Below are 23,548 nucleotides of genomic sequence, written 5' to 3'. Positions count from 1 at the left end.
CCAGCAATGCTACTGCAGGACATAGGCCCCAGGAGCGTCGCAGACCACGGCATGTTTCTTGCTGCCGATCGCAGGCGCCGCGATCAGGTCGCCGGCGCGCTCGGTCGACCACACCGCCCAGTCTTCCCACCAGGAGCCCGAGTGAGCCTCCGCCTGCCCGCGCCACTCCTCGGGGTCGGACGGCAGGGACCTGCCGTCCCGCGAATCGGGTGCGCCTACGGAGTGAAAAGTGCTCTTGGAATTGGGCGGATTGACCGCTCCCGCGATGTGTCCGCCGTTGGTGAGGACGAAACGGACGTCGCCACCGAGCAGGTGCACGCTCTTGTACGAAGCCGCCCACGGCACGATGTGGTCGTTCACGGCGCCGACGATGTAGGTGTCGCAGGTGATCGCGCCGAGGTCGAGTTGCCGACCGGCCAGGACGTACTCTCCGCGAGCGAGTTCGTCGCGGCCGTAGAGCGAGCGCAGGTATTGCGAATGCATCTTCGCGGGCATCCTGGTGCTGTCCTCGTTCCAGGCGAGGATGTCGAAGGCGGTCGGCTTCTCGCCCTTCATCCAGCGCGACACCCAGTAGTTGAAGATGAGGTCCTTGGCCTTGATCATGTCGAAGGTGTCCGCCATCTCGGCCCCGGACAGGAACCCCTGCTTCTGCATGCGGATCTCGACGCGGTCGAGGGTGTCCGGGTCGACCAGCAATCCCAACTCGCCGACATCGCTGTAGTCGAGCAACGTGTTGAGCATCGTCAGCGCGCTGATCCGTTCGTCCCGCGTGGCCGCAAAGCGCGCCGCAGCCATCGCAGCGATCGCGCCGCCGAGGCAAATCGAGAGCACCTCGATCTTGGGCGAGCCGGTGACCTCCTCGACGACGTCCATGGCGGCACCGAAGCCCTGGACGAAATAGTCGTCCATGGTGACGTCCATCATGGATTCGTCGGGATTGCGATACGAGATGGCGAATACCGTGCGACCGTGCTTGATCGCCCACTCGGTGAGGCTGCGGTTCGGTGCGAGATCGAGAATGTAGTACTTGTTGATCCACGGCGGCGAGACCAGGATGGGGATCGCGTGGACGGTCGGGGTCTGCGGCTCGTACTGGATGACCTCGATCAACTCGTTGCGGAAGACGACCTTGCCCGGTGTGGCGGCCAGATTCACACCCAGAGTGAAGGCGTCCCGATCCACTTTCACCGGTTGCCCCTTGCGCTTGACGATGTCGTGCGCGGCGAACCGCGCGCCACGCAACAGGCTCGCGCCTCCTGTATCGAAGGCACGGGTGATCACGCCCGGGTTGGTCAAAGGGAAATTGGTGGGCGCCACGGCGTCCATGAACAGGTTGAGGAATTGCCGGGCCTTGGCATCCTGCAGCACATCTCCGGCGCCCGCCGCGCTCAGGTCGTCGACGAGGCCTCGTGTGGCGAAGTAGCTCTGGCGGAGGGCGAAGAACGCCGGGTTCTCGCGCCACGCCGAATCGGCGAACCGCTTGTCGCAGAGATCTACCGGCAAAGGCGGATTCGGATCCTCCTCATTGAACACGCGCAATGCGGCGCCGGGAATTCGTGCAAGGCGGGTGGCGTAAGTCGTCGACGCCGTGGCCAGGGCCTGCGGATTCTTGACTGCGCGGCCGGCGACGGAAGCAACAGCGGGACCCCAGCCGATCGGGTCGACCCTGGACGCGAACTTCTTCTGTACGTTCTCAAACACTGATGTCCCCCAGATAGCGAATGATCATGTCGGCGATGCAAGCGGGCCGTTCGGACCCCTCCACAAGGAACGTCAGGGCTGCTGTCAGCTGATATCCGCCCTTGCACGGTTCCACCGCGGTGATCTCGGCAGCCAGGCGTACGTGGGATTCGACGGGAACGGGGGCCGTGAACCGGGCCCGGCCGATGCCGCAGTTGATTACCTGGTCGCTGCCGGTGACGTCCAAGAGTTGCCAGAACAGGCTCGGTGCCAACGACAGGGTCAGAAAACCGTGGGCGATCGTCGTCCCGAACGGTCCTTGCTTCGCGCGTTCGGGATCGACGTGAATCCACTGGCGATCGTTCGTCGCATCGGCGAACTGATCGATCTGATGCTGGGTGATCCGTATGGGGTCGGACGTGCCGAGCGCGGTGCCGACAAGTCGGGGAAGATCCTTCAGGCCGACGGTATGCGAAATGGTTTCTGTCATCAGTAGGGTTGTTCCTCGACCGGAAAGGTCATGTTCTCTAAGGGAATCCGCGTCTGGCCGTGGTGCGCGGGCTCCTGTGCGGGCGGCCGAATCGAACAGTCGCACACCTCGAATTGATTTACACCTTACCGAGTAGTATGTTGCGTCCCTTCGCACGGAAGGTACCCCTCTTGTCCTGCGACTCCACAGGACTGCCCCGCGTCCCATCTGCGGGTACAGGGGCCGCAGGTACGTCCATGGAGGCGCATGTGATTTAGATCACAACAACGCTCCGACGTGACGCAGCGGACGAGATCAGTCGCCGAGGTCACCATTCGGGTCGTGGCTCCGCGACGGGCGCTTTCGCCTGGCGATCGTGACTTCCCGGAATGCCTCGTACATTTCCTCGACGGCATTGCGTTGCGAATTGGTGAGATCCGGATCTTCGCGGATCGCCTTCGTCACCGCGGAGAGGCCTTCACCATGCGACCGCGAGGACTCGGCGACGAGCGCGTCCGCCGACAGATGAAGATGGTCGGCGATGGCATGCAGGACACGGTCGCTGGGCTCGCGCAGATTCCGTTCGATCTGCGAGAGGTATGGATTCGAGATTCCCACCATCGCAGCCAGCTGACGCATCGGCAGCTCGGCGAGCTCCCGCTGGCGCCGTATCAGCTCACCCAGCGTCAAGCGGCGCGGTTCGTCCTCGTCCATTTGTCGAATCATAATTGCCGACCCCCGTCTTCAGGGGCTGCGCTGTCGGTGGTTGCGATCTCCGCTCGACGATCGGCCACTAGAGAATTTCCGAATCGAGTTGACCAGGGATTTCATACGAGTCGGCGACAAGTTGATGTCCCCTCTGCCGCAAGCATGCCGGGCACGAGCCGGCCGGCGCTTCGGATGAGGACGCATTGATGGGATTGCTCAACCAAGCGAGAGGGGTGTCACTTGGTCACATACGCCGCCTGCCGGAGCGCCTCGCCGCGCCCTGCCCGTCCCGGGGCCGTCGACGCGTTGATCGCCAGCACCGACAGCAACTCGTACGCGACGTGCGCCGCCGCGATGCCGGTGATCTCGGCGTGGTCGTACGCGGGCGCGACCTCCACGATGTCGGCGCCGACCACGTTCAGGCCGACGAGTCCGCGCAGTGTGTTCAGCAGTTCGCGGGACGTCATGCCGCCGGCCTCGGGGGTTCCGGTGCCCGGCGCGTGCGCGGGATCGAGGACGTCGATGTCCACGGATACGTAGACCGGGCCGCCGTCGAGCCGTCGACGCATCCGTTCGACGATGCTGGCGACACCGTCCACCTCGTAGTCGTCGGAGCGGATGACCTGGAAACCGAGAACGGCGTCGTCCTCGAGGTCCTTCTTGCTGTACAGCGGGCCGCGGATGCCGATGTGTTGCGACCGCTCGAGGTCGATCAGCCCCTCCTCGCTGGCCCGCCGGAACGGGGTGCCGTGCGTGAAGGGGGCGCCGAAGTAGGTGTCCCACGTGTCGAGGTGGGCGTCGAAGTGCAGGACGGCGATGGGGCCGTGGTCGCGGGCGAGGGACCGCAGGATCGGCAGGGCGATGGTGTGGTCGCCGCCGAGCGTCAGCACGGTCGAGCCGTCCTTGCGCAGGTCGGTGACGGCGCCGTCGACCGTGGCCAGGGCTTCCTGGATGTCGAACGGGTTGACGCCGATGTCGCCGAAGTCGGCGACCTGCTGCGCCGCGAAGGGGTGCACGTCGAGGGCCGGGTTGTACGGACGCAGCAGCTTCGACGCCGCACGGATGTGGCCGGGACCGAAGCGGGCGCCGGGACGGTAGCTCACGCCGGAGTCGAACGGGACTCCCAGCACCGTGACGTCGGCGCGGGACACCTCGTCGAGCCGCGGGAGTCGGGCGAACGTGCTGGGTTCGGCGTAGCGCGGGGCGCGGGTGGCGTCGACAGGGCCCTTGATGTGGTCCGGGCGGTCTGTAGTCATCGGAATCCTTCGGTGTGTGCCGGAGACGTGGCTTCGTCGTATCGTTTCCTTGGAACGCATTCTTGTCAACACCTGTTTCCTATACGAGACACGATGAAGGAACGATGCATGGCGAACGAGCTCGCAACCGAAGGTCCGTCGGGCGTCGACGCGCCCAGGATCGGCCCCCGGCTCAAGGCGGCGCGGCTGGCCCAGCGCCTGACGCTCGACGAACTGGCGGCCGGGTGCGGCATCACCAAGGGCTACCTGTCGAAGATCGAGCGGGACCACGCGAGCGCGTCCGTCGCCACGCTGGTGCGGATCTGCGCAGCCTTGAACATTCCCGTCGGGTCGCTGTTCGAGAGCTCCGCCGCAGGTGAGGTCGTGCGGGCCGACAACTACCCGCCGATCAGCTTCGGCGGGGAACGCATGGCCGAGTTCCTGCTGACGCCGTTCGGCGAGCGCCGCATCCAGTCGCTGCTGAGCAGGATCGAGCCCGGCGGCGGCAGCGGGTCGGAAACGTACGAACTGCCCGTCGACGTCGCGTTCGTGTTCGTCGTGTCCGGCCGGATCGGCATTTCCTTCAACGGCGCGGGGGCCGCGGAGGACGTGTCGCTCTCGGCCGGGGACGCCTTCACCTTCTCCCCGCAGTTGCCGCACAGCTTCCGCGCGCTCGGCGACGAGACCGCGACCGTCCTGTGGATACTCGCCCCCGCACTCCCGGACGACGTCCGGCCCACGTCCCGATAGGAAACCATTCAGCGGTTCAGGAAACATGTGTTGACAGTCACGGCTCGCCCGTTCATTGTTGTCCGCATCACTCCACCGCTCAGGAGCTCAACGTTGGACATCACCAAGATTTCTCCGCGCCCGCCGGGACTGGCCGGCGCACTGCGCGCGCCCGTCGGCTGGGGCGAGTACTTGACGTCCTCTCGGCCGTGACCGACCGAGATTCCCCTCGAGACTCACGTCCCGAGGTTCCTGTTTCACCGACAGTCGCCGCCCCGCACTTCATGTGCGGGGTGGTCTCACACCGTCTCCGCAGGCTGTCACCGTCAGTCCGACGGCCAAAATATTCCTCGCCGCGTTCACGTCCCGGTCGTGGACGGCGCCGCACCGGCACGTCCACTCCCGCACCTCCAGCGGCATCGCCGAGGCGATCGCCCCGCACACCGAGCAGGTCTTCGACGACGGACAGAACCGATCGACCGCCACCACCCGCCGCCCGTACCACTCGGCCTTGTACTCGAGCATCGACCGGAACTCGGACCAACCCGCATCCGAGATCGCCCGAGACAACGACCGATTCTTCACCATGTTCCGCACACTCAGATCCTCGATGGCGATCACTTGGTTTTCGCGCACCAAACGAGTGGAGAGTTTGTGCAGATAATCGCGACGCCGATCGGCGATCCGGCCATGAATCTTCGCGACCTTCAGTCGGGCCTTGACCCGGTTACGGGACCCCTTCTCCTTCTTGGCCAGCATCCGCTGCGCCTTCGCCAACCGCGCACGGTCCCTGCGCTCGTGGCGCGGGTTGGTGATCTTCTCCCCCGTCGAGAGCGTGTACAGGCTGGTGATCCCGGCGTCGAGCCCGACCACCCGATCGACCGGCTCGAGTTCGGGAATCGTGTCCTCGACGAGAATCGAGATGTGGTATTGCCCGCGAGCATTGCGCGACACCGTCACCTGTGACGGCACGGCCCCCTCCGGCAATGGCCTCGACCACCGAATATCCAGGGGTTCGGACTGCTTGGCCAACCGGATTTGCCCGCCCCGGTAGGTGAAGCAGTTCGAATAGTAGGTCGCCGAATCCTTCGACTGGCCCTTCCTCTTGAATTGCGGGTAGCGGGTCTGCCCGCGCCAGAACTTCTCGAAGGCACCCTGCAACTGCCGCAGCGATTCCTGCAACGGTCCCTTCGACGGCTCCGCCAACCACTCCGTCTCGGCATCGCGCTTCCATCCGGTGAGCATCGTCGAGGTGTCGCTGTAGGTGATCCGCCGCTGCTCCTGCGACCACGCCCGCGTCCGCTCGGCCAACGCCCGGTTGTAAACATACCGGGTGCACCCGAACGTCCGCGCAAGCTGTTCCGCCTGCACCGCAGTCGGATAGAAGCGGTACTTGTACGCCCGCTTCACCACCCTCCCCCTCATAACCCAGACACTAGCCGAACAGTCCGACAAACTTGATCTCCCATCCCGGACCTGAAGGGCTTGGCTGCACCGAAGATTCACGAATAGGTATCGTCAACGTGAGCGTCGCACTTGCGGTGAGGTACGGGCAGATTCGAGTTCCGCACACAATTTCGCTCGACGGTCCTTTTCGCGAGCAATCTCCCGGAAGCCATTCGCGCACAAGTCGATCGGGGAACGCAGCGGCGATCGTCCCCGCAGCCTGATGAGCCCGTACAAATTCACCGCGGAGAGCGTCGTCCCGACCCGAGCCTACGAGAGCCAATTGTTCGTCAGGTAAGTCAACCGGTGCTGCAGGTGACGGTCACCGATTCGGCCGGTGAGATCCGCACCTACCCGGCGGCCGTCTTCACGGCGCAGAGTTGGATGCTGCTCAACAACATTCACTGCGACGACGACCTGTTCCCGATCGACCACTGGACCGCCATCGAACGCACCCACTACATGGGTTCGACGAAGGTGTTCGCCCTCGTGGACCGTCCGTTCTGGAAGGACAAGGACCCGGTGACCGGCCGCGACCTCGTCAGCATGACGCTGACCGACCGGATGAGCCGCGGCACCTACCTTCTCGACCAGGGTGACGACAAGCCCGGCCTGATCTGCCTGTCCTACACGTGGTCCGACGATTCGCTCAAACTGCTGCCGCTCGACGCGACGGAGCGGATGAACCTGATGATCAAGTCGCTCGAGGAGATCTACCCGGGCGTGGACTTCCGCAGCCACATCATCGCCACCCCCGTCACGCTGTCGTGGGAGACCGAACGCGACTTCATGGGCGCGTTCAAGGCGAACCTGCCCGGCCACTACCGGTACCAGGAACGGCTGTTCAGCCATTTCGTTCAGGACGAACTCGACCCGAGGCATCGCGGAATTTTCCTGGCGGGCGTCGACATCTCGTGGACCGCGGGCTGGGCGGAGGGCGCCGTGCAGACCGCGCTCAACGCCGTCTGGGGAGTGATGCACCACCTCGGCGGCGCCGCCCCCGCCGACAACCCCGGCCCCGGCGACCGGTACGCCGAACTCGGTCCCATGCGCTTCGCGCCCGTGAGTACTTATTAACCACGGGCGGTTAACAAGTACTCACGGGGGCGTCAGCCCAACCAGTCCAAAACCGCTGCGGCCGTCCACGACTGCTGCATGCTGCCGAGGGGCTGCCCGGTGAACGGCTCGTAGTATTCGGCGAAGCTGCCGTCGCTGGCCTGCCGCAGTCCCTCGGACCGCAGCAGGTGGGCGCGCTCGGCCCACCCGCGCCGAGCGAACGCCCAGGAGAACAGCCACGTCATCACCGGCCACACCGGACCGCGCCAGTATTCGCGCGGACGGAAGTCGCCCGACACCGGCGACGTCGACGGCGGCACGGCGTACCGGAGGTCGGGGTGGCCGCAGAACTTCGGCCCCTCGAACGTGCGGATCAGGGCGCGTTCGGCGTCGCGGCTCAGGCCGCCGCACAGGAGTGGGGAGAACATGGCGAGCGTTTCGGTGGCGATCCACCGGCCGCTGCGCAAATCGAAATCGCGTGCCGCCCCGGACCGTTCGTCGGTGGTCGTGAGGACACCCTGCCGGAACCGGGCCGCCCACCCGTGCAGTTCGCGGACGTCGGAGTTCGGCATCGAGTGTTCCTCGCCGATGGTCGCGAGCACCTCGCACGCCATCGAGAACACGGCGCTGACGAACACGTCCTCCACCGCGAAGCTCATGGCGGTGGCCAATTCCGCGTCGTCGTAGCGGACGGTCTTCATCTCCTCGAGCAGCCACAGGTAGCGGTCGTACTCGCCGTTCGACGGCCGCTGCCCCGTGTCGGCGACGTGGGACAGGTCCTCCCGCAGATACGTGGGCATCGCCCCGGCGACGACGTTGGCGTACGAGTGGTCCCAGCGCGGCGAGTTGTCCATCCCGGACTCCCAGCCGTGGTACAGCGCGATCCGGCCGTTGCCGTCGAGGTCGCGGGCGTTGGCGAGCCAGCGGTGCCAGCGCACGAGGTCGGGCCAGCGCCGGTCGAGGAACTCCTCCGCGACGGCCCGGGTGCTGCGACCGTGCCTGCGCGAGTGGTCGAGGATCCGCTGCACCGCGATGGCGTGGACAGGCGGCTGCGTGATGCCCGACGTCTGCGTTCCGCTCGGCGCGTGCGCCGCGAGGGTTCCGCACTCCCACCGACCGGGGCCGGGGAAGTACCCGTCGACGCCGTTCGCGAACACGATGTGCGGGATCATCCCGTTCTTCCACTGCGCCGACAGCAGGGTGTCGAGTTCGACGACGGCCCGCTCCACGCTGAGGGGCGCCAGCCCGACCGCGACGAATGCCGCGTCCCAACTCCACATGTGCGGGTACAGGCGCGGCGCCGCGCTCGTCATGGTGCCGAGGTCGTTGCCGCGAAGCAGGTACGCGGCACGTGCCGCGAGCTGTGTCGGGGTGAATCCGCGGTCCGCCATTGCCCCATTCTGCTGCGGGTCGGCCCACACCGCTCGTCGGACGGGGTTCAGGAGCGCGGCTCGATCTAGCCGGAGTGCGCCTCGAGGTACTCCTCGACCGCCTCGCGCATGACGTCGCTGGGCTTCCTGTGCTGATTCTCGGCGAAGCGATCGAGTCTCTCACTCAACGGACGCGGCAGCCGGACCTGCCGGCGAGGCGATTCGCCACTCACACCAGCGGCCTGCCCCAAAGACGGACGGCCCGCCCCGACTCGGTCCAGCAACTCCCTGCCGGCTGCGGCAGCGTCCTGGCCTCGCTTTGCGGTTGCAGAGTTCTCGGGCAACTTCATGTCACGCTCCGCCCACTCGGCGAGCCGGCCGAAATCGGGCTCCTCATTTTCAGTGTTCATCTGTGTCATCCCTCCGGGTATGTTGCGCTGCGGTCACCTCTTCAGCGGCCAACATTCAGTCGGTGGTGCGGTCGAGCGCGGACACCACGAGTGTGGTGACGTTCGGCTCGTCCGGCAGCAGTTGCCGGCGCAGCGCGACCACCTCGGGCAGGTCGATCGACAGCCACCGGATGTCGGGGTCGCCGATCCGCCAGTAGCTGGTCTGCAACCCCTCGCCGAGCGCGACGACGGTTCCGCCGGGGTGGCCGGCGAGGAACGCCCGGATCTCGTCGTCGAACGCCTGCGCGCGCAGGGCGTGGGATTGGCTGGGTTTCCCGAAGTTCTCGTACGGATAGTCGAGGGTCCCGTAGAGACCCACGGCGAGCGGGTCCGCGAACGCGGTGTCGGGACGCGCCGCCTCGACGGCGCGGTTGCGGAGCGTCCACATCATCGTCGCGGGCACACCGGTCAGGGTGGTGGCGTCCACCCGTTTCCGGCGGTCGTCAGGCATTGCGCACCGGGTCGGGGTTCTCGATGAGCGGTGTGCGGCGCAGCATCCGGGTGCGCAACGTGTCCATCGACATTGCCAGGCTCCAATTCCCAGTGGGGTGAGATGCGTTATTCCACTCAACCACCTTTCGATGCCCGCGTGGGCGAGGGAACACTCACTACCAGGTACTTCGCCCGATGATGGCCCGCATGACGGCGATCACCGACTTCGAGCAGTGCACCCAGGACGCCTGCGGCTTCACGCCGGCCAGGGCTCAAGGCCGCGACGGCCTGTTCCGGTTCCGTCGTTGTTCGCCTCGCGAATAGATAACACGGGTGAGTACATCATCTGATAGACATTTTCAAACAAACTAAAGAGGTAAGGTGCAATTAAGTTTGTACTTGCAGTTCAAGACCTATCGGCGATGAAGGAGGTTCGTAGATGAACTCCTCTAATCAACTCTTGACGAGTGCGTTGCAGCTGTTGCGCGCCGCCGAGATCCGGGTAGTCTCCGGGGGCCCTGCCGACATGCTCTTGATTCTCCCGGACGGTCGCACGCAGGCGGTACAGGTTAAGGTCCGCCTGAAGCCCCCGCCGCCCAGCCTGCTCGAGAATCTCCGCCTTCGATACCCCGACGCGCGGTTCCTCTTCGTCACGACCCACACAACCCCCTACCTGAGACGGCTCGCCGAACGAGGGGGCGTCGATGTCATCGCGGTCCATGAAAGTGTTGCCATCTTCTCCGGCACCACGATCACCATTCCAACGCCATCTGACGGTGGCCCAGAAGCGCCGGTAGTGCGGCGTGGTCGCAAGCCATGGACCCGATGGGCTGTTGAGCGGATATTGCTCCTCACCGACCAACCGATGACTCAAGTAGATCTAGCGGCGACGTTGGCGGTCACACAGCAGTCCGTGTCCCACGTTCTACGGCACCACCGGTACGCGACTCGCACCGAAAACGGATGGATCCTCGAGCAGCGCAGCGATTCGCTCGAGATGCACCTCAATGAATACCCAGGCCCGGGTGGCGCCTCGACTTACTGGTACGGGTTGGATCCTGCGGTACGACAGGGTGCGGATGCGGCAAAGTTCACCGCAGAGATGGGCGTGGACTGCTTACAGACCGGCGATATCGCTGCGGACGTATACGCGCCCTGGCGCCTGCCTGCGATCGCCTCGCTATACACCCGCGAGTTGCTCGACTTCACGCCCGCAGGATTTACACCAGCCAGCGACAGTGAGCACACCCTGGAGGCAACTGTTCCGGAGGATCCCACTGTCTGGCGCACCGCCAAGGCTGCCGCGGAACTACCCCCGGTCCGCGTCGATCCGATCGTCGTACTGCAGGGTGTTGCTCCCGTGAGGGTCGACCCGATCATCGCGTTGCACGATGTCCTGCGCAGCCCTGGCGCCGATGCAGTGGAGGCCGCCGAACATCTGCGCAGTGCTATAGAGGAAGGAACGTGGCGTGGCTGATGCGGCCCAAGTCCATATGTTCGCCGCGTCGAATGCGGCGGACCTCGGTCTGCGAGCGCTGGCAGACCTCGCGGAAGCCGCTGAGGGGCACGATTACCGGGTCGTCGGTGGCCACATGGTGCACATTCTCACCCAGGTGTACCCCACCCCGGATGCGGTTGCCCGCGTCACGGCCGACGCCGACGCGGGAATCGACACCGTCGTCGCCGGTAACGACGGTCTTCACGAGAGTCTTCTCGCCCGCGGCTACGAACTCGTCAAGGGGAACCACTACGAAGCCCTATCCGGAGTCGAGAACAAGCCGCTCGAAATCGATCTGCTAGTGCCGCTTACGACCGGGCAGCGACGAGAAACAGTGGTGGTCGGAGATCGCGGGTTCGACGCCATCCCCGGCCTGAGCCTGGCATTAAGTGCAGAAGCCCTCGACGTCACGGTTCATGCAAGCCTGCAGGGTGGTGGAAAGTTGACATTTGACGTGCGACTGCCCGACGTCGAAGCCGCAGTGGTGCTCAAGGCCCTCGCCTGGCAAAGTCGCTTGGCGGACAAGGACATCGCAGATCTCTGTTCCCTCTTGACGATCGTTCACCAACACAAGGACCAACTGAGGACCGGGTGGAAGCTCAACCAGCCGAAGAAAGGTACGCGAGGTGACGCTGCACGAGCCCTCCACACCCTCCTCGAGATGATCGACCGCCGACAAAGAATCGGCGGACTCACGATGGCCGCCCCGAGGCTGGGGGCTCTAATTCGCACTCATGTCAGCGAGCCACCCCACTGATCTTTCTCCAAGAATGCAGGGCAACCGTGGATGGCGCTGAGATGGCGCCCGTTGAGGGTGGCGGAAGGTTCGTCGCCTCCTCCTTGCGGTAATACGGTAGGGGGGTATGGTAGTTCTGAGAGAAGACATCGATACCCCGAAGAGAGGCGAACCCCCGTGAGCACCTCCAGCGTCACCGTCACCGGCATGACCTGCGACCACTGCGTGTCCTCGGTAACCGAGGAGATCAGCGAACTCCCCGGCGTCACCGCCGTGAACGTCGATCTGGCCACCGGCAAGGTCGTCATCGAGAGCACCACCGACCTCGACCCGGGCGCCGTCGCGGGTGCCGTCGAGGAAGCCGGGTATTCCGTCGCCGGCTGAGCCGGCTATTCCAGCGCGCCGGTTCAGCCGGCAATCTCCAGCACAGGAGCCCCCTCATGAACGCAACCGGCAAGTTCGCCGGATTCACCGTCGGCCTCGTCGTGATCTTCGGTGCCGCGCTCGCCCTCGGGTCGGTTGCCGGCCCGGATGTGGCCGAGCCCGCCGCGCACACGGCCGGGGACGGAGGACACGACGCGGGAGGGCACGGCGCGGCGGGTCATGACGCCGTCGCCGGCCTGACGCCGGGCGGACTGTCGCCCACCGCGGACGGCTACACCCTCGAACTGGCATCCGACCAGGTCACCGCCGGTGCCGCGGTCCCGGTGCAGTTCCGGATCACGAACCCCTCGGGGGTACCCGTGACGGAGTACACCCCGGAGCACGAGAAGCTGCTGCACCTGATCGTCGTCCGCCGCGACCTCGCGGGGTTCCAGCACGTGCACCCGACCCTCGACGCGGCTGGAACGTGGAGCGTCCCCCTCGACCTGGGCCGCGGCGGCGACTACCGCGTGTTCGCGGACTTCACCCCGGCCGGCGGAGAGGGCGTCACGCTGGGCACCGACCTGCGGGTCGCCGGCAACTACGACCCTCAGGAACTGCCCGCACCCGCCCCGACCACCACCGTGGACGGCTACACCGTCACACTCGACGGCACGCTGCGACCGGGCGAGACGTCGAACGTCACGCTCTCGGTGAGCCGGGACGGACGGCCCGTCACCGATCTGCAGCCGTACCTCGGCGCCTACGGTCACCTGGTGGCGCTGCGCACCACCGACCTCGGCTACCTGCACGTCCACCCCGACGGACATCCCGGCGACGGCGTCACCGCGGCCGGTCCCGGGATCGACTTCGCCGTCACCGCGCCCAGCGCGGGCGACTACCGGCTGTTCCTGGACTTCCAGCACGCCGGCGCCGTCCACACCGCCGAGTTCACCGCCACCGCCGGACCGGAGGTGAAGTGATGACCCGCGGGGCCGACATCGCGGCAGCACCCGATTCCCAGATCGAACTGGCCATCGGCGGGATGACGTGCGCGTCGTGCGCCAACCGCATCGAGCGCAAGCTGAACAAACTCGATGGTGTCACCGCGACCGTCAACTACGCGACGGAGAAGGCCCGCGTCCACTACGACGCCGCCGACGTCTCACCCGAGGATCTCGTCGCGACGGTGGAGCAGGCCGGGTACACGGCCCGGCTGCCCGAAGTGAAGCCGCCTGCCCCGGAGGAAGAGGATCCGGCGGCGGAACTGCGGCAGCGGCTGCTCGTGTCGGCGGTGCTGACGGTTCCCGTCATCGCGATGGCGATGATCCCGGCGCTGCAGTTCACCAACTGGCAATGGCTGTCGCTCACGCTCGCGGCCCCGGTCGTGGTGTGGGGTGCGTGGCCGTTCCACAAGGCCGCGTGGACGAACCTGCGGCACGGCACGGCGACCATGGACACACTGGTGTCGATGGGCACGCTGGCCGCGTTCGGCTGGTCGCTGTACGCGCTGTTCTGGGGCACCGCCGGCATGCCGGGGATGACGCACCCGTTCGAGCTCACGATCGCGCGGGTCGACGGGACCGGCAACATCTACCTGGAGGCGGCCGCGGGCGTCACCACGTTCATCCTCGCCGGCCGCTACTTCGAGGCCCGCGCGAAGCGCCGGGCGGGAGCGGCGCTGAGGGCGCTGCTCGAACTGGGGGCGAAGGAAGTGTCGGTGCTGCGTGACGGCACCGAACAGCTGATCGGCATCGACCAGCTCGACGTCGGCGACCTGTTCGTGGTCCGTCCGGGCGAGAAGATCGCGACCGACGGCGTCGTCGTCGAAGGCTCGTCGGCGGTGGACGCGTCGATGTTGACCGGTGAATCCGTGCCCGTCGAGGTGTCGCCCGACTCCGAGGTGGCAGGCGCGACGGTCAACGTCGGCGGCCGGATCGTGGTTCGCGCCAGCCGGATCGGCGCCGACACCCAGCTCGCGCAGATGGCGTGGATGGTCGAGGACGCGCAGACCGGCAAGGCCGAGGTGCAGCGACTGGCCGATCGGATCTCCGGCATCTTCGTCCCGATCGTCATCGCGTTGTCGGTCGCGACCCTCGGCTTCTGGATCGGAACCGGCGGCTCGATCGCCGCCGCGTTCACCGCCGCCGTGGCCGTCCTGATCATCGCGTGCCCGTGTGCGCTCGGACTCGCCACTCCGACCGCCCTCATGGTGGGCACCGGACGGGGCGCCCAGCTGGGCATCCTGATCAAGGGCCCCGAGGTTCTGGAGTCGACCCGGCGAGTCGACACCGTGGTGGTCGACAAGACCGGCACCGTCACCACCGGCACGATGTCGCTGCACGACGTGGTCGCCGCCGACGGCCAGGACGAGGAGCAGGTTCTCCGGTTCGCCGGAGCACTCGAGGACGCGTCCGAGCACCCCATCGCCCGGGCGATCACCCGCGGCGCGAAGGAGCGCCTGACGACGCTCCCCGACGTCGAACAGTTCACCAACGTCGCGGGACTCGGCGTCCAGGGCATGATCGACGGACACGCGGTGGTCATCGGCCGCGCGAAACTGCTCGACGACTGGTCGCTGCACCTCACCACCGAACTCCAGCAGGCCGTCGAGGCGGCGGAGTCGAACGGCAAGACCGCCGTCGGGATCGGCTGGGACGGACGGGCGCGCGGCGTGCTCGTCGTCGCCGACACCGTCAAGCCGACGTCCCGCGAGGCGGTGGCGCAGTTCCGGGAACTCGGTCTCACCCCGATCATGCTGACCGGCGACAACAGGTCCGCGGCCCGGGCCATCGCCGACCAGGTCGGCATCGGCGAGGTGATCGCGGAGGTGCTGCCGCAGGACAAGGTGGACGTGGTCAAGCGCCTGCAGGCCGAGGGCAAGGTGGTCGCGATGGTCGGCGACGGGGTCAACGACGCCGCCGCGCTCGCGCAGGCCGACCTCGGTCTCGCCATGGGCACCGGCACGGACGTGGCCATCGAGGCCAGCGACCTCACGCTGGTCCGCGGCGACCTCCGCGCCGCCGCCGACGCGATCCGGTTGTCGCGCAGAACGTTGAGCACGATCAAGGGAAACCTGTTCTGGGCCTTCGCCTACAACGTCGCGGCGCTGCCCCTGGCGGCGGCGGGTCTGCTCAACCCCATGCTGGCCGGTGCCGCCATGGCATTCTCTTCGGTGTTCGTCGTGAGCAACAGCCTGCGACTGCGCCGGTTCCAACCGCTGACCACTCCCACCCGAGGGGAACAATCATGACCGAGCAACCTCACACCGACCACGAGCACGAGGCCGGCCACGGATACATCAGCGCCAAGGACGACTACCTCAAGCGACTGCGCCGCATCGAGGGCCAGGCGCGGGGACTCCAGCGGATGGTCGAGGACGAGAAGTACTGCATCGACATCCTCACCCAGGTCTCCGCGATGACCAAGGCGCTGCAGGCGGTGGCGCTGGGTCTGCTCGAAGACCACATCAGCCACTGCGTGGTCGACGCCGCCGTCGCGGGCGGCTCCGAGGCGGACGCGAAGATCAAGGAAGCCACCGACGCCATCGCACGACTGGTGCGTTCCTGAAAACCTGACCACGAGAGCAGCTTCCGAGGGAGCAGGCATGTCTCACGATCATCAGCAGGAAATGGAACAGGTCCGGCACACCGGACACGATCACGACGCCCACACCGATCGGCACGCCGGCTACGGCGCGCACGGTGAGGTACTCCGGCAGAAGTTCTGGATCAGTCTCGCGCTGTCGGTGCCGGTGGTGGTGTTCAGCCACATGTTCGCCGACCTCCTCGGCTACACCGTCCCCGACTTTCCCGGCGCGTCCTGGATTCCGCCGGTCGTCGGTACCGCGATCTTCTTCTACGGCGGCGCACCGTTCCTCACCGGCGCGTGGAGCGAACTGAAGTCGCGGCAGCCGGGCATGATGCTGCTGATCGGGATGGCGATCACGGTCGCGTTCCTCGCGTCGTGGGTGACGACCCTGCAAATCGGCGGGTTCAACCTCGACTTCTGGTGGGAACTGGCGCTTCTCATCGTCATCATGCTCCTCGGCCACTGGCTGGAGATGCGGGCGCTGGGGTCGGCGTCCGGTGCCCTCGACGCGCTCGCCGCGCTGTTGCCGGACACCGCGGACCGGGTCACCGACGACGGCGTCACCGAGGTCCCCGTCTCCGAACTCGCCACCGGCGATCTGGTGCTGGTGCGGGCCGGTGGCCGCATCCCCGCGGACGGCACCGTCGCGGACGGCCGCGCGGAGGTCGACGAGTCGATGATCACCGGCGAATCCACTCCCGTCGCCCGGACCATCGGCGACCCCGTGGTCGCGGGCACCGTCGCCACCGACAGCGCGCTGCGGATCACCGTCGGCGCTGTGGGGGAGGACACCGCCCTCGCCGGCATCCAGCGCCTGGTCGCCGACGCGCAGTCCTCGTCGTCCCGCGCCCAGGCGCTCGCGGACCGTGCGGCCGCGTTCCTGTTCTACTTCGCTTCCGTCGCAGGGCTTCTCACGTTCGTGGTGTGGTCGCTGCTCGGCAACCTGGACGAGGCCGTGGTCCGGACCGTCACCGTCCTCGTTATCGCCTGCCCACACGCGCTCGGCCTGGCGATACCCCTCGTGATCGCCATCTCCACCGAACGCGCCGCGAGGGCCGGTGTGCTGGTGAAAGACCGGCTGGCGCTGGAACGGATGCGCAGCGTCGACGTCGTGCTGTTCGACAAGACCGGCACCCTCACCCAGGGCAGGCACGCGGTGACGGGCGTCGTCGCGACGGCCGGTGTCACCGAGACCGACCTGCTCGCGCTCGCCGCCGCGGTCGAGGCCGACAGCGAACACCCGGTCGCCCGCGCGATCGTTGCCGAGGCTGCCGCGAAGGTACCCGACGCGTCCCGCCGCACCGCCACCGAATTCCGGTCGCTGCCCGGTCGCGGGGTGCGCGCCGTGGTCGACGGCGAGGACGTGGCCGTCGGCGGGCCGGCGATGCTCGCCGAACTGAACGTGACGGTCCCCGACGACGTTGCGGCGCAGACGGAACGGTGGGTCGGACGCGGTGCCGCTGTGCTGCACGTCGTCCGCGACGGGAAGGCGCTCGGCGCGGTGGCGCTCGAGGACGCCGTCCGCGAGGAGTCCCGGCAGGCGATCGACGCCCTGCACGCGCGGGGTGTGAAGGTCGCGATGATCACCGGCGACGCCCGGCAGGTCGCCGACGCCGTCGCCGCCGACCTCGGGATCGACGAGGCGTTCGCCGACGTCCTGCCCGAGAACAAGGACGCGCAGGTGGCGGCACTCCAGGCTCGCGGTCACCGCGTCGCGATGGTCGGCGACGGGGTCAACGACGCCCCCGCGCTCGCCCGCGCCGACGTGGGTGTCGCCATCGGGGCCGGCACGGACGTCGCCATCGAATCGGCGGGAGTCGTCCTCGCCGCCGACGATCCCCGCGCGGTGCTGTCGATCATCGATCTGTCGCAGGCGAGCTACCGCAAGATGTGGCAGAACCTGGTGTGGGCCACCGGTTACAACATCATCGCCGTGCCGTTGGCCGCCGGTGTGCTCGCGTTCGCCGGGGTCGCGATCTCCCCCGCGGTGGCGGCGATCCTGATGTCGATCTCCACCATCGTCGTCGCCCTCAACGCACAGCTGTTGCGACGACTCGATCTGGATCCGGCACGGCTGGCGCGGAACTGATCGTCTCGACGGCGACTTCGGATGCGGTGACGGCGGGTTCGGTGACGACGGGTTCGGTGATCCGCCGCAGCGCGGACACCAGCCCGTCGACGGTGCCGGCGACGGCCGCGACGTAGGCGTCGGGGCGGATGACCCACACCTCGCCGGGCTTCGCGTCCAGCGCGGCGGTGAGGACACCGGTGGTGTCGATCTCCGACAGCCGGACCAGCCGGATCGGTGCGTGCACTGCGGGAAGGGCCGCGCTGCGGATCTCGTCGGCGTCCACGCCGTCACCGAGCAGCAGCAGGATGCCGCTCCGGGCGATGTCGCGGAGCCGGGTGCCCCCGCCGCCGCGCAGCGTCACCGGGGTGTCGGGCACGAGGATTCCCGGCGCCGCCGCCGGGGTGCATCCACGATCCGGGCGGCCGGCGAAGGCGCGTCCCGGATCGTCTGTGGTCAAGGGTGATTCGACGTACCAGAACGGCTCGGCGAGGCGGCCACTGTCGACGAGGGCACGGGCCTGCGGGTCGGTGACCGCCGCGGTGAGCACGTCGCGGCGGTGCCGGTGCTGCTCGTCCGACTGCGGGACGAGGAAGTCCATCGTCGCCGTCGTGACGGCGATGTTCTCCACCGCCGCCGCGTGCCGCTCGGTGTGATACGTCTCGAGCAGCGACTCGTCCGCCCAGCCGCGCAGGACGAACGCCAGCTTCCAGGCGGCGTTCTCGGCGTCGGCGACACCCGAATTCAGTCCGCGGGCACCGAACGGGGACACGATGTGCGCGGCGTCGCCGGCGAGCAGCACCCGGTCGACGCGCATCCGGTTCGCGACCCGGGAGTGGAAGCGGTACACCGATTTCCACACGATGCGGTAGTCGGTGTCGCCGATGATCTTCCGGATCCGCTCGTCCAGCGCCCCCGACCGTTCCTCGGCCTCGAGGTCGTAGTCGCCGGGCACCTGCCAGTCGATGCGGAACGTGGAATCGGGGCACGGATGGATGAGCACCTGCCTGCCCGGGTTCCACTCGGGGTCGAAATAGAAGCGGCGCTCGTCGGCCCAGCCGGGGATGTCGGCGGCGATGTCGCAGATGAGGAACTTGTCGTCGAACGAGCGACCGTCGAACGTGACCCCCAGCTGCTGCCGGATCGCGCTGCCCCGGGATCCCACCGCGACCACGGCGTAGTCGGACTCGACCACCCGGTCACCGTCGTCGGTGCGGCACGTGATGGTCACGCCGGTCTCGTCCTGGTCGACGGACGTGGCCTCGTGTCCCCACCGGACGTCGATCGACGGTGTGGCCGCGATCCGCTCGTCGAGCAGTTCCTCCGTCCGGGCCTGCGAGATGTTGACGAACGGCGGGAACGACGAGATGCCGCGGTCGACGAACGTCTGCGCGAACAGTTCGTGGTCGCGGTGGAACGTGCGGGCGCACCCCCACGTCACCCCCTCGTCGGCCAGTTGACGGCCGACGCCGATCGCGTCCCACACCTCGAGGACGTCCCGCTGCTGGCAGATGGCCTTCGATCCGATCGGATCCCGTTCGGCCCGGGCGTCGAGCAACGTGACCGGTATGCCCCAGCGGGCCAGCAGCAGCGCCGTCGTCTGGCCCACCGGGCCGTTGCCCACGACGGTGACGGTGCCGCCTCGGGTGTGTCGTCTTCCCATGATCCTCGCCTTGTCAGTGTGAAACGGTGACGGGTGAAACGGTGACGGATTTCAGCCCTGCAACTGGTCCCAGACCTCGCGGTCACGCTCGGCGGTCCAGATGACGGGGCGTTCGATCCCCGAGAGTTCGTCCCACACGCGGGAGACGTCGAACGGGAGGCAGTGCTCGAAGATTGGCCAGTGCCCGTACTGCTCGTTGAGTGCGGCGTGGGTGGCTTCGAACGCCTCCTTCAGGGTGCCGCCGCGCTGCTGCACGGCACCGACCTCGGCGAGCATGACCTCGATGAAGTGGCGAGTCTGCTCGATCGCGGCATCGACAGCCTCCCGGCCGTGGGAGACGGCGCCGCGTCCGCCGATCAGGACCTCGGCGCCCAGCGCCTTGATCCGGTCGAGGGTGCCGGTGGACCAGTCGCGGTGGAAGGCGTCGCCGGTGTACAGCGCGGCCTGCGCCTCCACGAGGTCGCCGGCGAAGAGGATCTTCTGCTTCGGCAGCCACGCGGTGATGTCACCTTCGGTGTGCCCGCGGCCGAAGTGCTGGAGCACCAGGTCGCCGCGTCCGCCGCCGAGGTCGATGGTCAGCTTGTCGGCGAACGTCAGGGTGGGCCAGGTCAGTCCGGGCACCGAGTCCGCACCCTTGGCCAGACGCGGCATGCGACCGAATTCGCTTGCCCAGTCTTCCTTTCCACGCTCCTCGATGAGGGCGCGGGTGGTCTCGTGCGACACGATGGTCTCGGCGTCGAACGCGGACGCACCGAGCACGCGGACAGCGTGGTAATGCGAGAGCACCAGGTAGCGGACGGGCTTGTCGGTGTGCTCGCGCAGCTTGCGCAGCCAGTCCTGAGCGGCCACGGGGGTGGCGAGCGCCTCGAAGCAGACCACGAAGTCCTCGCCCTCGATGGCGCCGATGTTGGGATCGCCCTCGGCGGTCAGCGCGTACACGCCGTCGGCGAGCACTTCCAGGGTCTGTTCCTTCTCGCCGAGGTCGGCCGAGGACGCGAAGTTGATCGGGCTCATGCGCTGCACCTAACTAATCAAAGGTTTGATTGATGGTGACCACAGTAACCCGGCTCACAAAATAATGAAAGCCTTGATCAATATCTGTCCGGGATTTCTCCGCGCTGCCCCCACCCCGCTACGACGAACGGGACGCTCGTTGCGTCAGATGCAACGGGCGTCCCGTTCGTCGGGAAGCGGTGGGGACGTGCTCACCCCGCGAGCAGCACGCCGACCAGTGCGATCGAGCCCACCCAGACGGTGGAGATCGTGGCGAGGACGAAGGGGCGGGCGCCGACCTTCTTGATGGTGGCGATCTGGACGCCGGCGCCGAGGGCGAACATGGCGGCGGTGAGGAGTGCGGTCTGGAGGATCTTGGCGTCGGCGAGCAGACCCGCGGGCAGCAGGCCGGACGACCGGAGTCCGACGCAGGCGAGGAACGCGACGACGAACAGCGGGACGAGCGGCGGCCGCTTCACGTCGGCGTCGCTGCCTGCGAGGGAGCGCTGCCGCACGCTGAGAACGGCCATGACCGGCGCGAGCATGAGGACGCGGGCCAGTTTGACCACCGCGGCGACGCCGAGGGCCGCTCCGCCGATCGCTCCGCCGGCCGCGACGACCTGCGCGACCTCGTGGATAGATCCGCCCGCCCACAGGCCGGCGTCGGTGTCGGAGAGTCCGAGCGCCCGCGACAGCAGGGGGATCGCGGGGATCATGAGGGTGCCGAAGATGACGACGAGCGCGACCGCGGTGATCACCTCTTCCTCGTCGGCGTCCACGACCCCGTCCACCGCCGCGACCGCGGCCGCACCGCAGATCGAGAACCCGCAGGCGATGAGCAGTCGTTGCGTCCAGCTGAGGCCGAGCAGTTTGCCGACGAACATCGTGCCGACGATGCCCAGACAGACGATCGAGACGACCACGACGATGACGCCCCAGCCGAGTCCGAGGATGTCGCTCAACATCAACTGCAGCCCGAGGAGGGCGATGCCGACCCGGAGCAGTTTCTTGGCGGAGAACTGCAGTCCCGGACGGAGGCGCTCGGGCAGTCGCGCGACGTTCGACAGTACGGCGCCGAGCACGATGGCGATCAACAGCGGGCTCACCGTCGGGAGGAACCGGCCGATGCCCATCGCGAGGGCGGTGGCGGCGGCGCACAGCGCCAGGCCCGGGAGGACAGTGACCGTGGCGGTCTGCAGTCGCGGCAGCGTTCCCGTGCTCGCCACGCGCTGTTCCTCGGACTTCGATTCGCTCAGTTCGGTGCTCATGCTCCTACGGTCCGTCACTGCGGCACTTTGCGATAGCCGTCATTTCGGCATGAACACATATCAATCTGATATGTCTTGTGCGGTGGTCATATACTCGACGTATGTCCCGCAAATGGCCGGAGTTTCCGGTGCTCGAATTGCTCGTCGGAGTCGACGACCACGGAAGCCTCAGCGCTGCCGCCAGACTCGCGGGAATGGCGCAGCCGAATGCGAGTCGCGCCATCAAGCAACTCGAGCGCCAGTTCGGCATGACCCTGCTGCAGCGCAGCCCGACGGGTTCGATACTGACGCCGCAAGGCACCGTGATCGCGCACTGGGCGCGCCGGGTACTGTCCGATGCGGGCAGGCTGCTCGATGTGGCCGAGGGGCTGCGCGCGGAACGCTCGGCCGAGTTGACGGTGGGCGCCAGCATGACGGTGGCGGAACATCTGATGCCGGGGTGGCTGGGGCAGTTTCGCCGGATGCACTCCGACGTCACCATCCACCTGCAGGTGCACAACTCGACTCAGGTGTTCGAGCGCATCGACAACAGGATCTGCGACGTCGGGTTCGTCGAATCGCCGACGGTGCCGCGTCCGCTGAAGAGCATCACGGTGGCCCGCGACCGGCTGGTCGTCGTCGTCCACCCCACCCACCCGTGGGCGCGGCGTCGAAAAGCACTGTCCGTCAGCGAGTTGGCATTGACACCGCTCCTGGTCCGGGAACCGGGATCGGGCACACGGACCACCCTCGACGTGGCGTTGCAGGAATACGAACGGGCGGCACCGCTTCTCGAACTCGGCAGCGCCGCCGCGATCCGCACCAGCGTGCTCGCCGGGGTCGGACCGGCGGTGATGAGTACCCTCGCGGTCGCGGAGCAGGTCGCCGCCGGCGAACTGAAGGTGATCGACGTCGAGGGCCTCGAACTCGAACGGGTTCTTCGGGCCGTGTGGCGGGGCGCGCGTCAGCTCGACGGTCCCGCAGGCGAACTGGTGCGGCTGGTCCGCCGGGTCGGGGCCGAGAACTGAAAGACGCTCAGCCGAGAAGGAACGTCGTCGCACCGGCGGCGATCACCAGCACGATGACAGCGGAACGGAACACGCCCGGTGGCAGTCGCCTGGCGATCGCCAGTCCGGTGACGTTGCCGATCACCGCCGCCGTCACGAAGACCGGGAGGCGCGGCCAGAACATCGACTCCGTGATCTCGTCGTGGAACCACAGGACACCGAGGGCCATGATGTTGGCGACGATGAAATAGCCTGCGAGATCGGCGATGAACGCCATCGGTGGCAGCCGCGCGCGCATCAGCAACAGGACCGGTGGCGGTCCGTTGAGGGAGGTCGTGGTGCCCAGGTAGCCGCCTACGGACCCGGTGAGGACGTGCGCGGTGGTGGAGGGCGCCCGAGCGGTTTCCGTCCGGGTGGGGAGGGCCATCGCGACTCCGCACAGCATGACCACGATGCCCGCCGCCGGCTTCAGATACTGTTCCGGCAACAGTCCGAGGGTGACCGCACCCAGCCAGGCACCGGGCAGACTGCCCCCGCCGAGCAGAGCCACCCGTCCCCAGTTGATATGTTCACGCAGGTGATACGCCGCGCCGATCCGCGTGATCAGACCGGCGACGAGATTGACGAATACCACTTCGGGAACGGCGAATCCGATCATCAGCATCACCGGCGTCGCGATCAGTGCCGTGCCGAACCCGGTGGCACCGCCGATGACCGAGGCGATGCCGATACACAGGGCACCCACGAGGAGCATCGTCATCGCGACTCCCTTCTCGATCCGGTGGCACGGTGTCGTGCCGGTCCGCCG

General features: G+C 67.3%; 21 protein-coding genes and 1 pseudogene. 10 read left to right on the top strand and 12 right to left on the bottom strand.

Features of this window, described 5'->3' with window-relative positions; all coding sequences use genetic code 11:
* Positions 1–9: 9 nt before the first annotated feature.
* The 4 genes from MLGJGCBP_RS20720 to speB all read right to left on the bottom strand — a co-directional run bounded on the left by MLGJGCBP_RS20720 (position 10) and on the right by speB (position 4,113).
* Positions 10–1,701, bottom strand: a complete 1,692-nt coding sequence (locus tag MLGJGCBP_RS20720) for a PHA/PHB synthase family protein (protein WP_160097814.1) — start codon at positions 1,699–1,701, stop codon at positions 10–12.
* Positions 1,694–2,170 carry a MaoC family dehydratase gene (locus MLGJGCBP_RS20715; protein ID WP_160097813.1) on the bottom strand — a complete coding sequence of 159 codons (477 nt, stop codon included), beginning with the start codon at positions 2,168–2,170 and terminating at the stop codon, positions 1,694–1,696. Before MLGJGCBP_RS20715 ends, MLGJGCBP_RS20720 begins: the two co-directional genes overlap by 8 nt.
* Positions 2,171–2,464: 294 nt before the next feature.
* The gene (locus MLGJGCBP_RS20710; protein WP_160097812.1) at positions 2,465–2,863 is read right to left on the bottom strand and encodes a helix-turn-helix domain-containing protein; all 399 of its coding nucleotides are present in this window, start codon (positions 2,861–2,863) and stop codon (positions 2,465–2,467) included.
* Between the two features lie 230 nt (positions 2,864–3,093).
* Positions 3,094–4,113, bottom strand: a complete 1,020-nt coding sequence (gene speB / locus MLGJGCBP_RS20705) for an agmatinase (RefSeq protein WP_160097811.1) — start codon at positions 4,111–4,113, stop codon at positions 3,094–3,096.
* 108 nt (positions 4,114–4,221) lie between these two features.
* On the opposite strand from speB, the gene MLGJGCBP_RS20700 reads away from it, so the two are divergent.
* Positions 4,222–4,842, top strand: a complete 621-nt coding sequence (locus MLGJGCBP_RS20700; RefSeq protein WP_160097810.1) for a helix-turn-helix domain-containing protein — start codon at positions 4,222–4,224, stop codon at positions 4,840–4,842.
* Between the two features lie 261 nt (positions 4,843–5,103).
* Here the strand turns inward: MLGJGCBP_RS20700 and MLGJGCBP_RS20695 are convergent, their stop codons facing one another.
* Positions 5,104–6,246: an RNA-guided endonuclease InsQ/TnpB family protein gene (locus MLGJGCBP_RS20695; protein ID WP_160097809.1), complete on the bottom strand. Its 1,143-nt coding sequence runs from the start codon at positions 6,244–6,246 to the stop codon at positions 5,104–5,106.
* A gap of 333 nt (positions 6,247–6,579) precedes the next feature.
* On the opposite strand from MLGJGCBP_RS20695, the pseudogene MLGJGCBP_RS20690 reads away from it, so the two are divergent.
* A pseudogene (locus tag MLGJGCBP_RS20690) lies at positions 6,580–7,344 on the top strand (flavin monoamine oxidase family protein); the annotation flags it as partial.
* Between the two features lie 32 nt (positions 7,345–7,376).
* Here the strand turns inward: MLGJGCBP_RS20690 and ggh are convergent.
* The 3 genes from ggh to MLGJGCBP_RS20675 form a co-directional block, all read right to left on the bottom strand.
* Entirely contained in the window at positions 7,377–8,714 is a 1,338-nt protein-coding gene (gene ggh / locus MLGJGCBP_RS20685) for a glucosylglycerate hydrolase (RefSeq protein ID WP_087558669.1), read from the bottom strand.
* A gap of 65 nt (positions 8,715–8,779) precedes the next feature.
* Positions 8,780–9,103, bottom strand: a complete 324-nt coding sequence (locus MLGJGCBP_RS20680; protein WP_160097808.1) for a hypothetical protein — start codon at positions 9,101–9,103, stop codon at positions 8,780–8,782.
* Between the two features lie 55 nt (positions 9,104–9,158).
* Positions 9,159–9,593 carry a class I SAM-dependent methyltransferase gene (locus tag MLGJGCBP_RS20675; RefSeq protein ID WP_236581225.1) on the bottom strand — a complete coding sequence of 145 codons (435 nt, stop codon included), beginning with the start codon at positions 9,591–9,593 and terminating at the stop codon, positions 9,159–9,161.
* 420 nt (positions 9,594–10,013) lie between these two features.
* Here MLGJGCBP_RS20675 and MLGJGCBP_RS51910 point away from each other — a divergent pair, with 420 nt between their 5' ends.
* The 7 genes from MLGJGCBP_RS51910 to MLGJGCBP_RS20640 all read left to right on the top strand — a co-directional run bounded on the left by MLGJGCBP_RS51910 (position 10,014) and on the right by MLGJGCBP_RS20640 (position 17,851).
* The gene (locus MLGJGCBP_RS51910; RefSeq protein WP_160097807.1) at positions 10,014–11,051 is read left to right on the top strand and encodes a hypothetical protein; all 1,038 of its coding nucleotides are present in this window, start codon (positions 10,014–10,016) and stop codon (positions 11,049–11,051) included.
* The gene (locus tag MLGJGCBP_RS20665; RefSeq protein WP_160097806.1) at positions 11,044–11,829 is read left to right on the top strand and encodes a hypothetical protein; all 786 of its coding nucleotides are present in this window, start codon (positions 11,044–11,046) and stop codon (positions 11,827–11,829) included. Before MLGJGCBP_RS51910 ends, MLGJGCBP_RS20665 begins: the two co-directional genes overlap by 8 nt.
* A 156-nt stretch (positions 11,830–11,985) precedes the next feature.
* A complete protein-coding gene (locus tag MLGJGCBP_RS20660; RefSeq protein ID WP_160097805.1) occupies positions 11,986–12,192 on the top strand; it encodes a heavy-metal-associated domain-containing protein in 207 nt (68 codons plus the stop codon).
* Positions 12,193–12,248: 56 nt separating this feature from the next.
* A complete protein-coding gene (locus MLGJGCBP_RS20655) occupies positions 12,249–13,154 on the top strand; it encodes a hypothetical protein (protein WP_160097804.1) in 906 nt (301 codons plus the stop codon).
* Positions 13,154–15,424: a heavy metal translocating P-type ATPase gene (locus MLGJGCBP_RS20650; RefSeq protein WP_160097803.1), complete on the top strand. Its 2,271-nt coding sequence runs from the start codon at positions 13,154–13,156 to the stop codon at positions 15,422–15,424. The genes MLGJGCBP_RS20655 and MLGJGCBP_RS20650 overlap by 1 nt, the downstream gene beginning before the upstream one ends.
* Complete coding sequence (locus MLGJGCBP_RS20645) at positions 15,421–15,741, top strand: metal-sensitive transcriptional regulator (RefSeq protein WP_087558665.1); 321 nt, start codon at positions 15,421–15,423, stop codon at positions 15,739–15,741. Before MLGJGCBP_RS20650 ends, MLGJGCBP_RS20645 begins: the two co-directional genes overlap by 4 nt.
* Positions 15,742–15,778: 37 nt before the next feature.
* The gene (locus tag MLGJGCBP_RS20640) at positions 15,779–17,851 is read left to right on the top strand and encodes a heavy metal translocating P-type ATPase (RefSeq protein ID WP_160097802.1); all 2,073 of its coding nucleotides are present in this window, start codon (positions 15,779–15,781) and stop codon (positions 17,849–17,851) included.
* On the opposite strand, the gene MLGJGCBP_RS20635 is transcribed toward MLGJGCBP_RS20640, so the two are convergent.
* The 3 genes from MLGJGCBP_RS20635 to MLGJGCBP_RS20625 form a co-directional block, all read right to left on the bottom strand.
* Positions 17,793–19,493 carry an FAD-dependent monooxygenase gene (locus MLGJGCBP_RS20635; protein ID WP_160097801.1) on the bottom strand — a complete coding sequence of 567 codons (1,701 nt, stop codon included), beginning with the start codon at positions 19,491–19,493 and terminating at the stop codon, positions 17,793–17,795. The two genes, MLGJGCBP_RS20640 and MLGJGCBP_RS20635, sit on opposite strands and share 59 nt — an antisense overlap.
* 51 nt (positions 19,494–19,544) lie before the next feature.
* Positions 19,545–20,507, bottom strand: a complete 963-nt coding sequence (locus tag MLGJGCBP_RS20630) for an MBL fold metallo-hydrolase (protein ID WP_160097800.1) — start codon at positions 20,505–20,507, stop codon at positions 19,545–19,547.
* A gap of 191 nt (positions 20,508–20,698) precedes the next feature.
* Positions 20,699–21,754, bottom strand: a complete 1,056-nt coding sequence (locus MLGJGCBP_RS20625; protein WP_160097799.1) for a YeiH family protein — start codon at positions 21,752–21,754, stop codon at positions 20,699–20,701.
* Between the two features lie 101 nt (positions 21,755–21,855).
* On the opposite strand from MLGJGCBP_RS20625, the gene MLGJGCBP_RS20620 reads away from it, so the two are divergent.
* Positions 21,856–22,761, top strand: coding sequence for a LysR family transcriptional regulator (locus MLGJGCBP_RS20620; RefSeq protein ID WP_160097798.1), 906 nt, complete (start codon positions 21,856–21,858; stop codon positions 22,759–22,761).
* Between the two features lie 7 nt (positions 22,762–22,768).
* Here the strand turns inward: MLGJGCBP_RS20620 and MLGJGCBP_RS20615 are convergent, their stop codons facing one another.
* Positions 22,769–23,500 (bottom strand): sulfite exporter TauE/SafE family protein, encoded by a 732-nt coding sequence (locus MLGJGCBP_RS20615; protein ID WP_160097797.1) that lies wholly within the window; start codon positions 23,498–23,500, stop codon positions 22,769–22,771.
* Positions 23,501–23,548: the final 48 nt, after the last annotated feature.

The sequence above is a fragment of the Rhodococcus sp. T7 genome (genome assembly GCF_009872365.1).
In the GTDB taxonomy this organism is placed as follows: Bacteria; Actinomycetota; Actinomycetes; order Mycobacteriales; family Mycobacteriaceae; genus Rhodococcus_F.
Note: the sequence above shows the minus strand (reverse complement) of the source record. Positions and strands in the feature narration are given on the sequence as shown.

Excerpts from the sequence above, each read along its gene's own strand:
- MLGJGCBP_RS20715 (WP_160097813.1), bottom strand. The coding sequence starts at position 2,170 with ATGACAGAAACCATTTCGCATACCGTCGGCCTGAAGGATCTTCCCCGA.
- MLGJGCBP_RS20710 (WP_160097812.1), bottom strand. The coding sequence starts at position 2,863 with ATGGACGAGGACGAACCGCGCCGCTTGACGCTGGGTGAGCTGATACGG.
- speB (WP_160097811.1), bottom strand. The coding sequence starts at position 4,113 with ATGACTACAGACCGCCCGGACCACATCAAGGGCCCTGTCGACGCCACC.
- MLGJGCBP_RS20700 (WP_160097810.1), top strand. The coding sequence starts at position 4,222 with ATGGCGAACGAGCTCGCAACCGAAGGTCCGTCGGGCGTCGACGCGCCC.
- MLGJGCBP_RS20695 (WP_160097809.1), bottom strand. The coding sequence starts at position 6,246 with ATGAGGGGGAGGGTGGTGAAGCGGGCGTACAAGTACCGCTTCTATCCG.
- ggh (WP_087558669.1), bottom strand. The coding sequence starts at position 8,714 with ATGGCGGACCGCGGATTCACCCCGACACAGCTCGCGGCACGTGCCGCG.
- MLGJGCBP_RS20680 (WP_160097808.1), bottom strand. The coding sequence starts at position 9,103 with ATGAACACTGAAAATGAGGAGCCCGATTTCGGCCGGCTCGCCGAGTGG.
- MLGJGCBP_RS20675 (WP_236581225.1), bottom strand. The coding sequence starts at position 9,593 with ATGCCTGACGACCGCCGGAAACGGGTGGACGCCACCACCCTGACCGGT.
- MLGJGCBP_RS51910 (WP_160097807.1), top strand. The coding sequence starts at position 10,014 with ATGAACTCCTCTAATCAACTCTTGACGAGTGCGTTGCAGCTGTTGCGC.
- MLGJGCBP_RS20655 (WP_160097804.1), top strand. The coding sequence starts at position 12,249 with ATGAACGCAACCGGCAAGTTCGCCGGATTCACCGTCGGCCTCGTCGTG.
- MLGJGCBP_RS20650 (WP_160097803.1), top strand. The coding sequence starts at position 13,154 with ATGACCCGCGGGGCCGACATCGCGGCAGCACCCGATTCCCAGATCGAA.
- MLGJGCBP_RS20645 (WP_087558665.1), top strand. The coding sequence starts at position 15,421 with ATGACCGAGCAACCTCACACCGACCACGAGCACGAGGCCGGCCACGGA.
- MLGJGCBP_RS20640 (WP_160097802.1), top strand. The coding sequence starts at position 15,779 with ATGTCTCACGATCATCAGCAGGAAATGGAACAGGTCCGGCACACCGGA.
- MLGJGCBP_RS20635 (WP_160097801.1), bottom strand. The coding sequence starts at position 19,493 with ATGGGAAGACGACACACCCGAGGCGGCACCGTCACCGTCGTGGGCAAC.
- MLGJGCBP_RS20630 (WP_160097800.1), bottom strand. The coding sequence starts at position 20,507 with ATGAGCCCGATCAACTTCGCGTCCTCGGCCGACCTCGGCGAGAAGGAA.
- MLGJGCBP_RS20625 (WP_160097799.1), bottom strand. The coding sequence starts at position 21,754 with ATGAGCACCGAACTGAGCGAATCGAAGTCCGAGGAACAGCGCGTGGCG.
- MLGJGCBP_RS20620 (WP_160097798.1), top strand. The coding sequence starts at position 21,856 with ATGTCCCGCAAATGGCCGGAGTTTCCGGTGCTCGAATTGCTCGTCGGA.
- MLGJGCBP_RS20615 (WP_160097797.1), bottom strand. The coding sequence starts at position 23,500 with ATGACGATGCTCCTCGTGGGTGCCCTGTGTATCGGCATCGCCTCGGTC.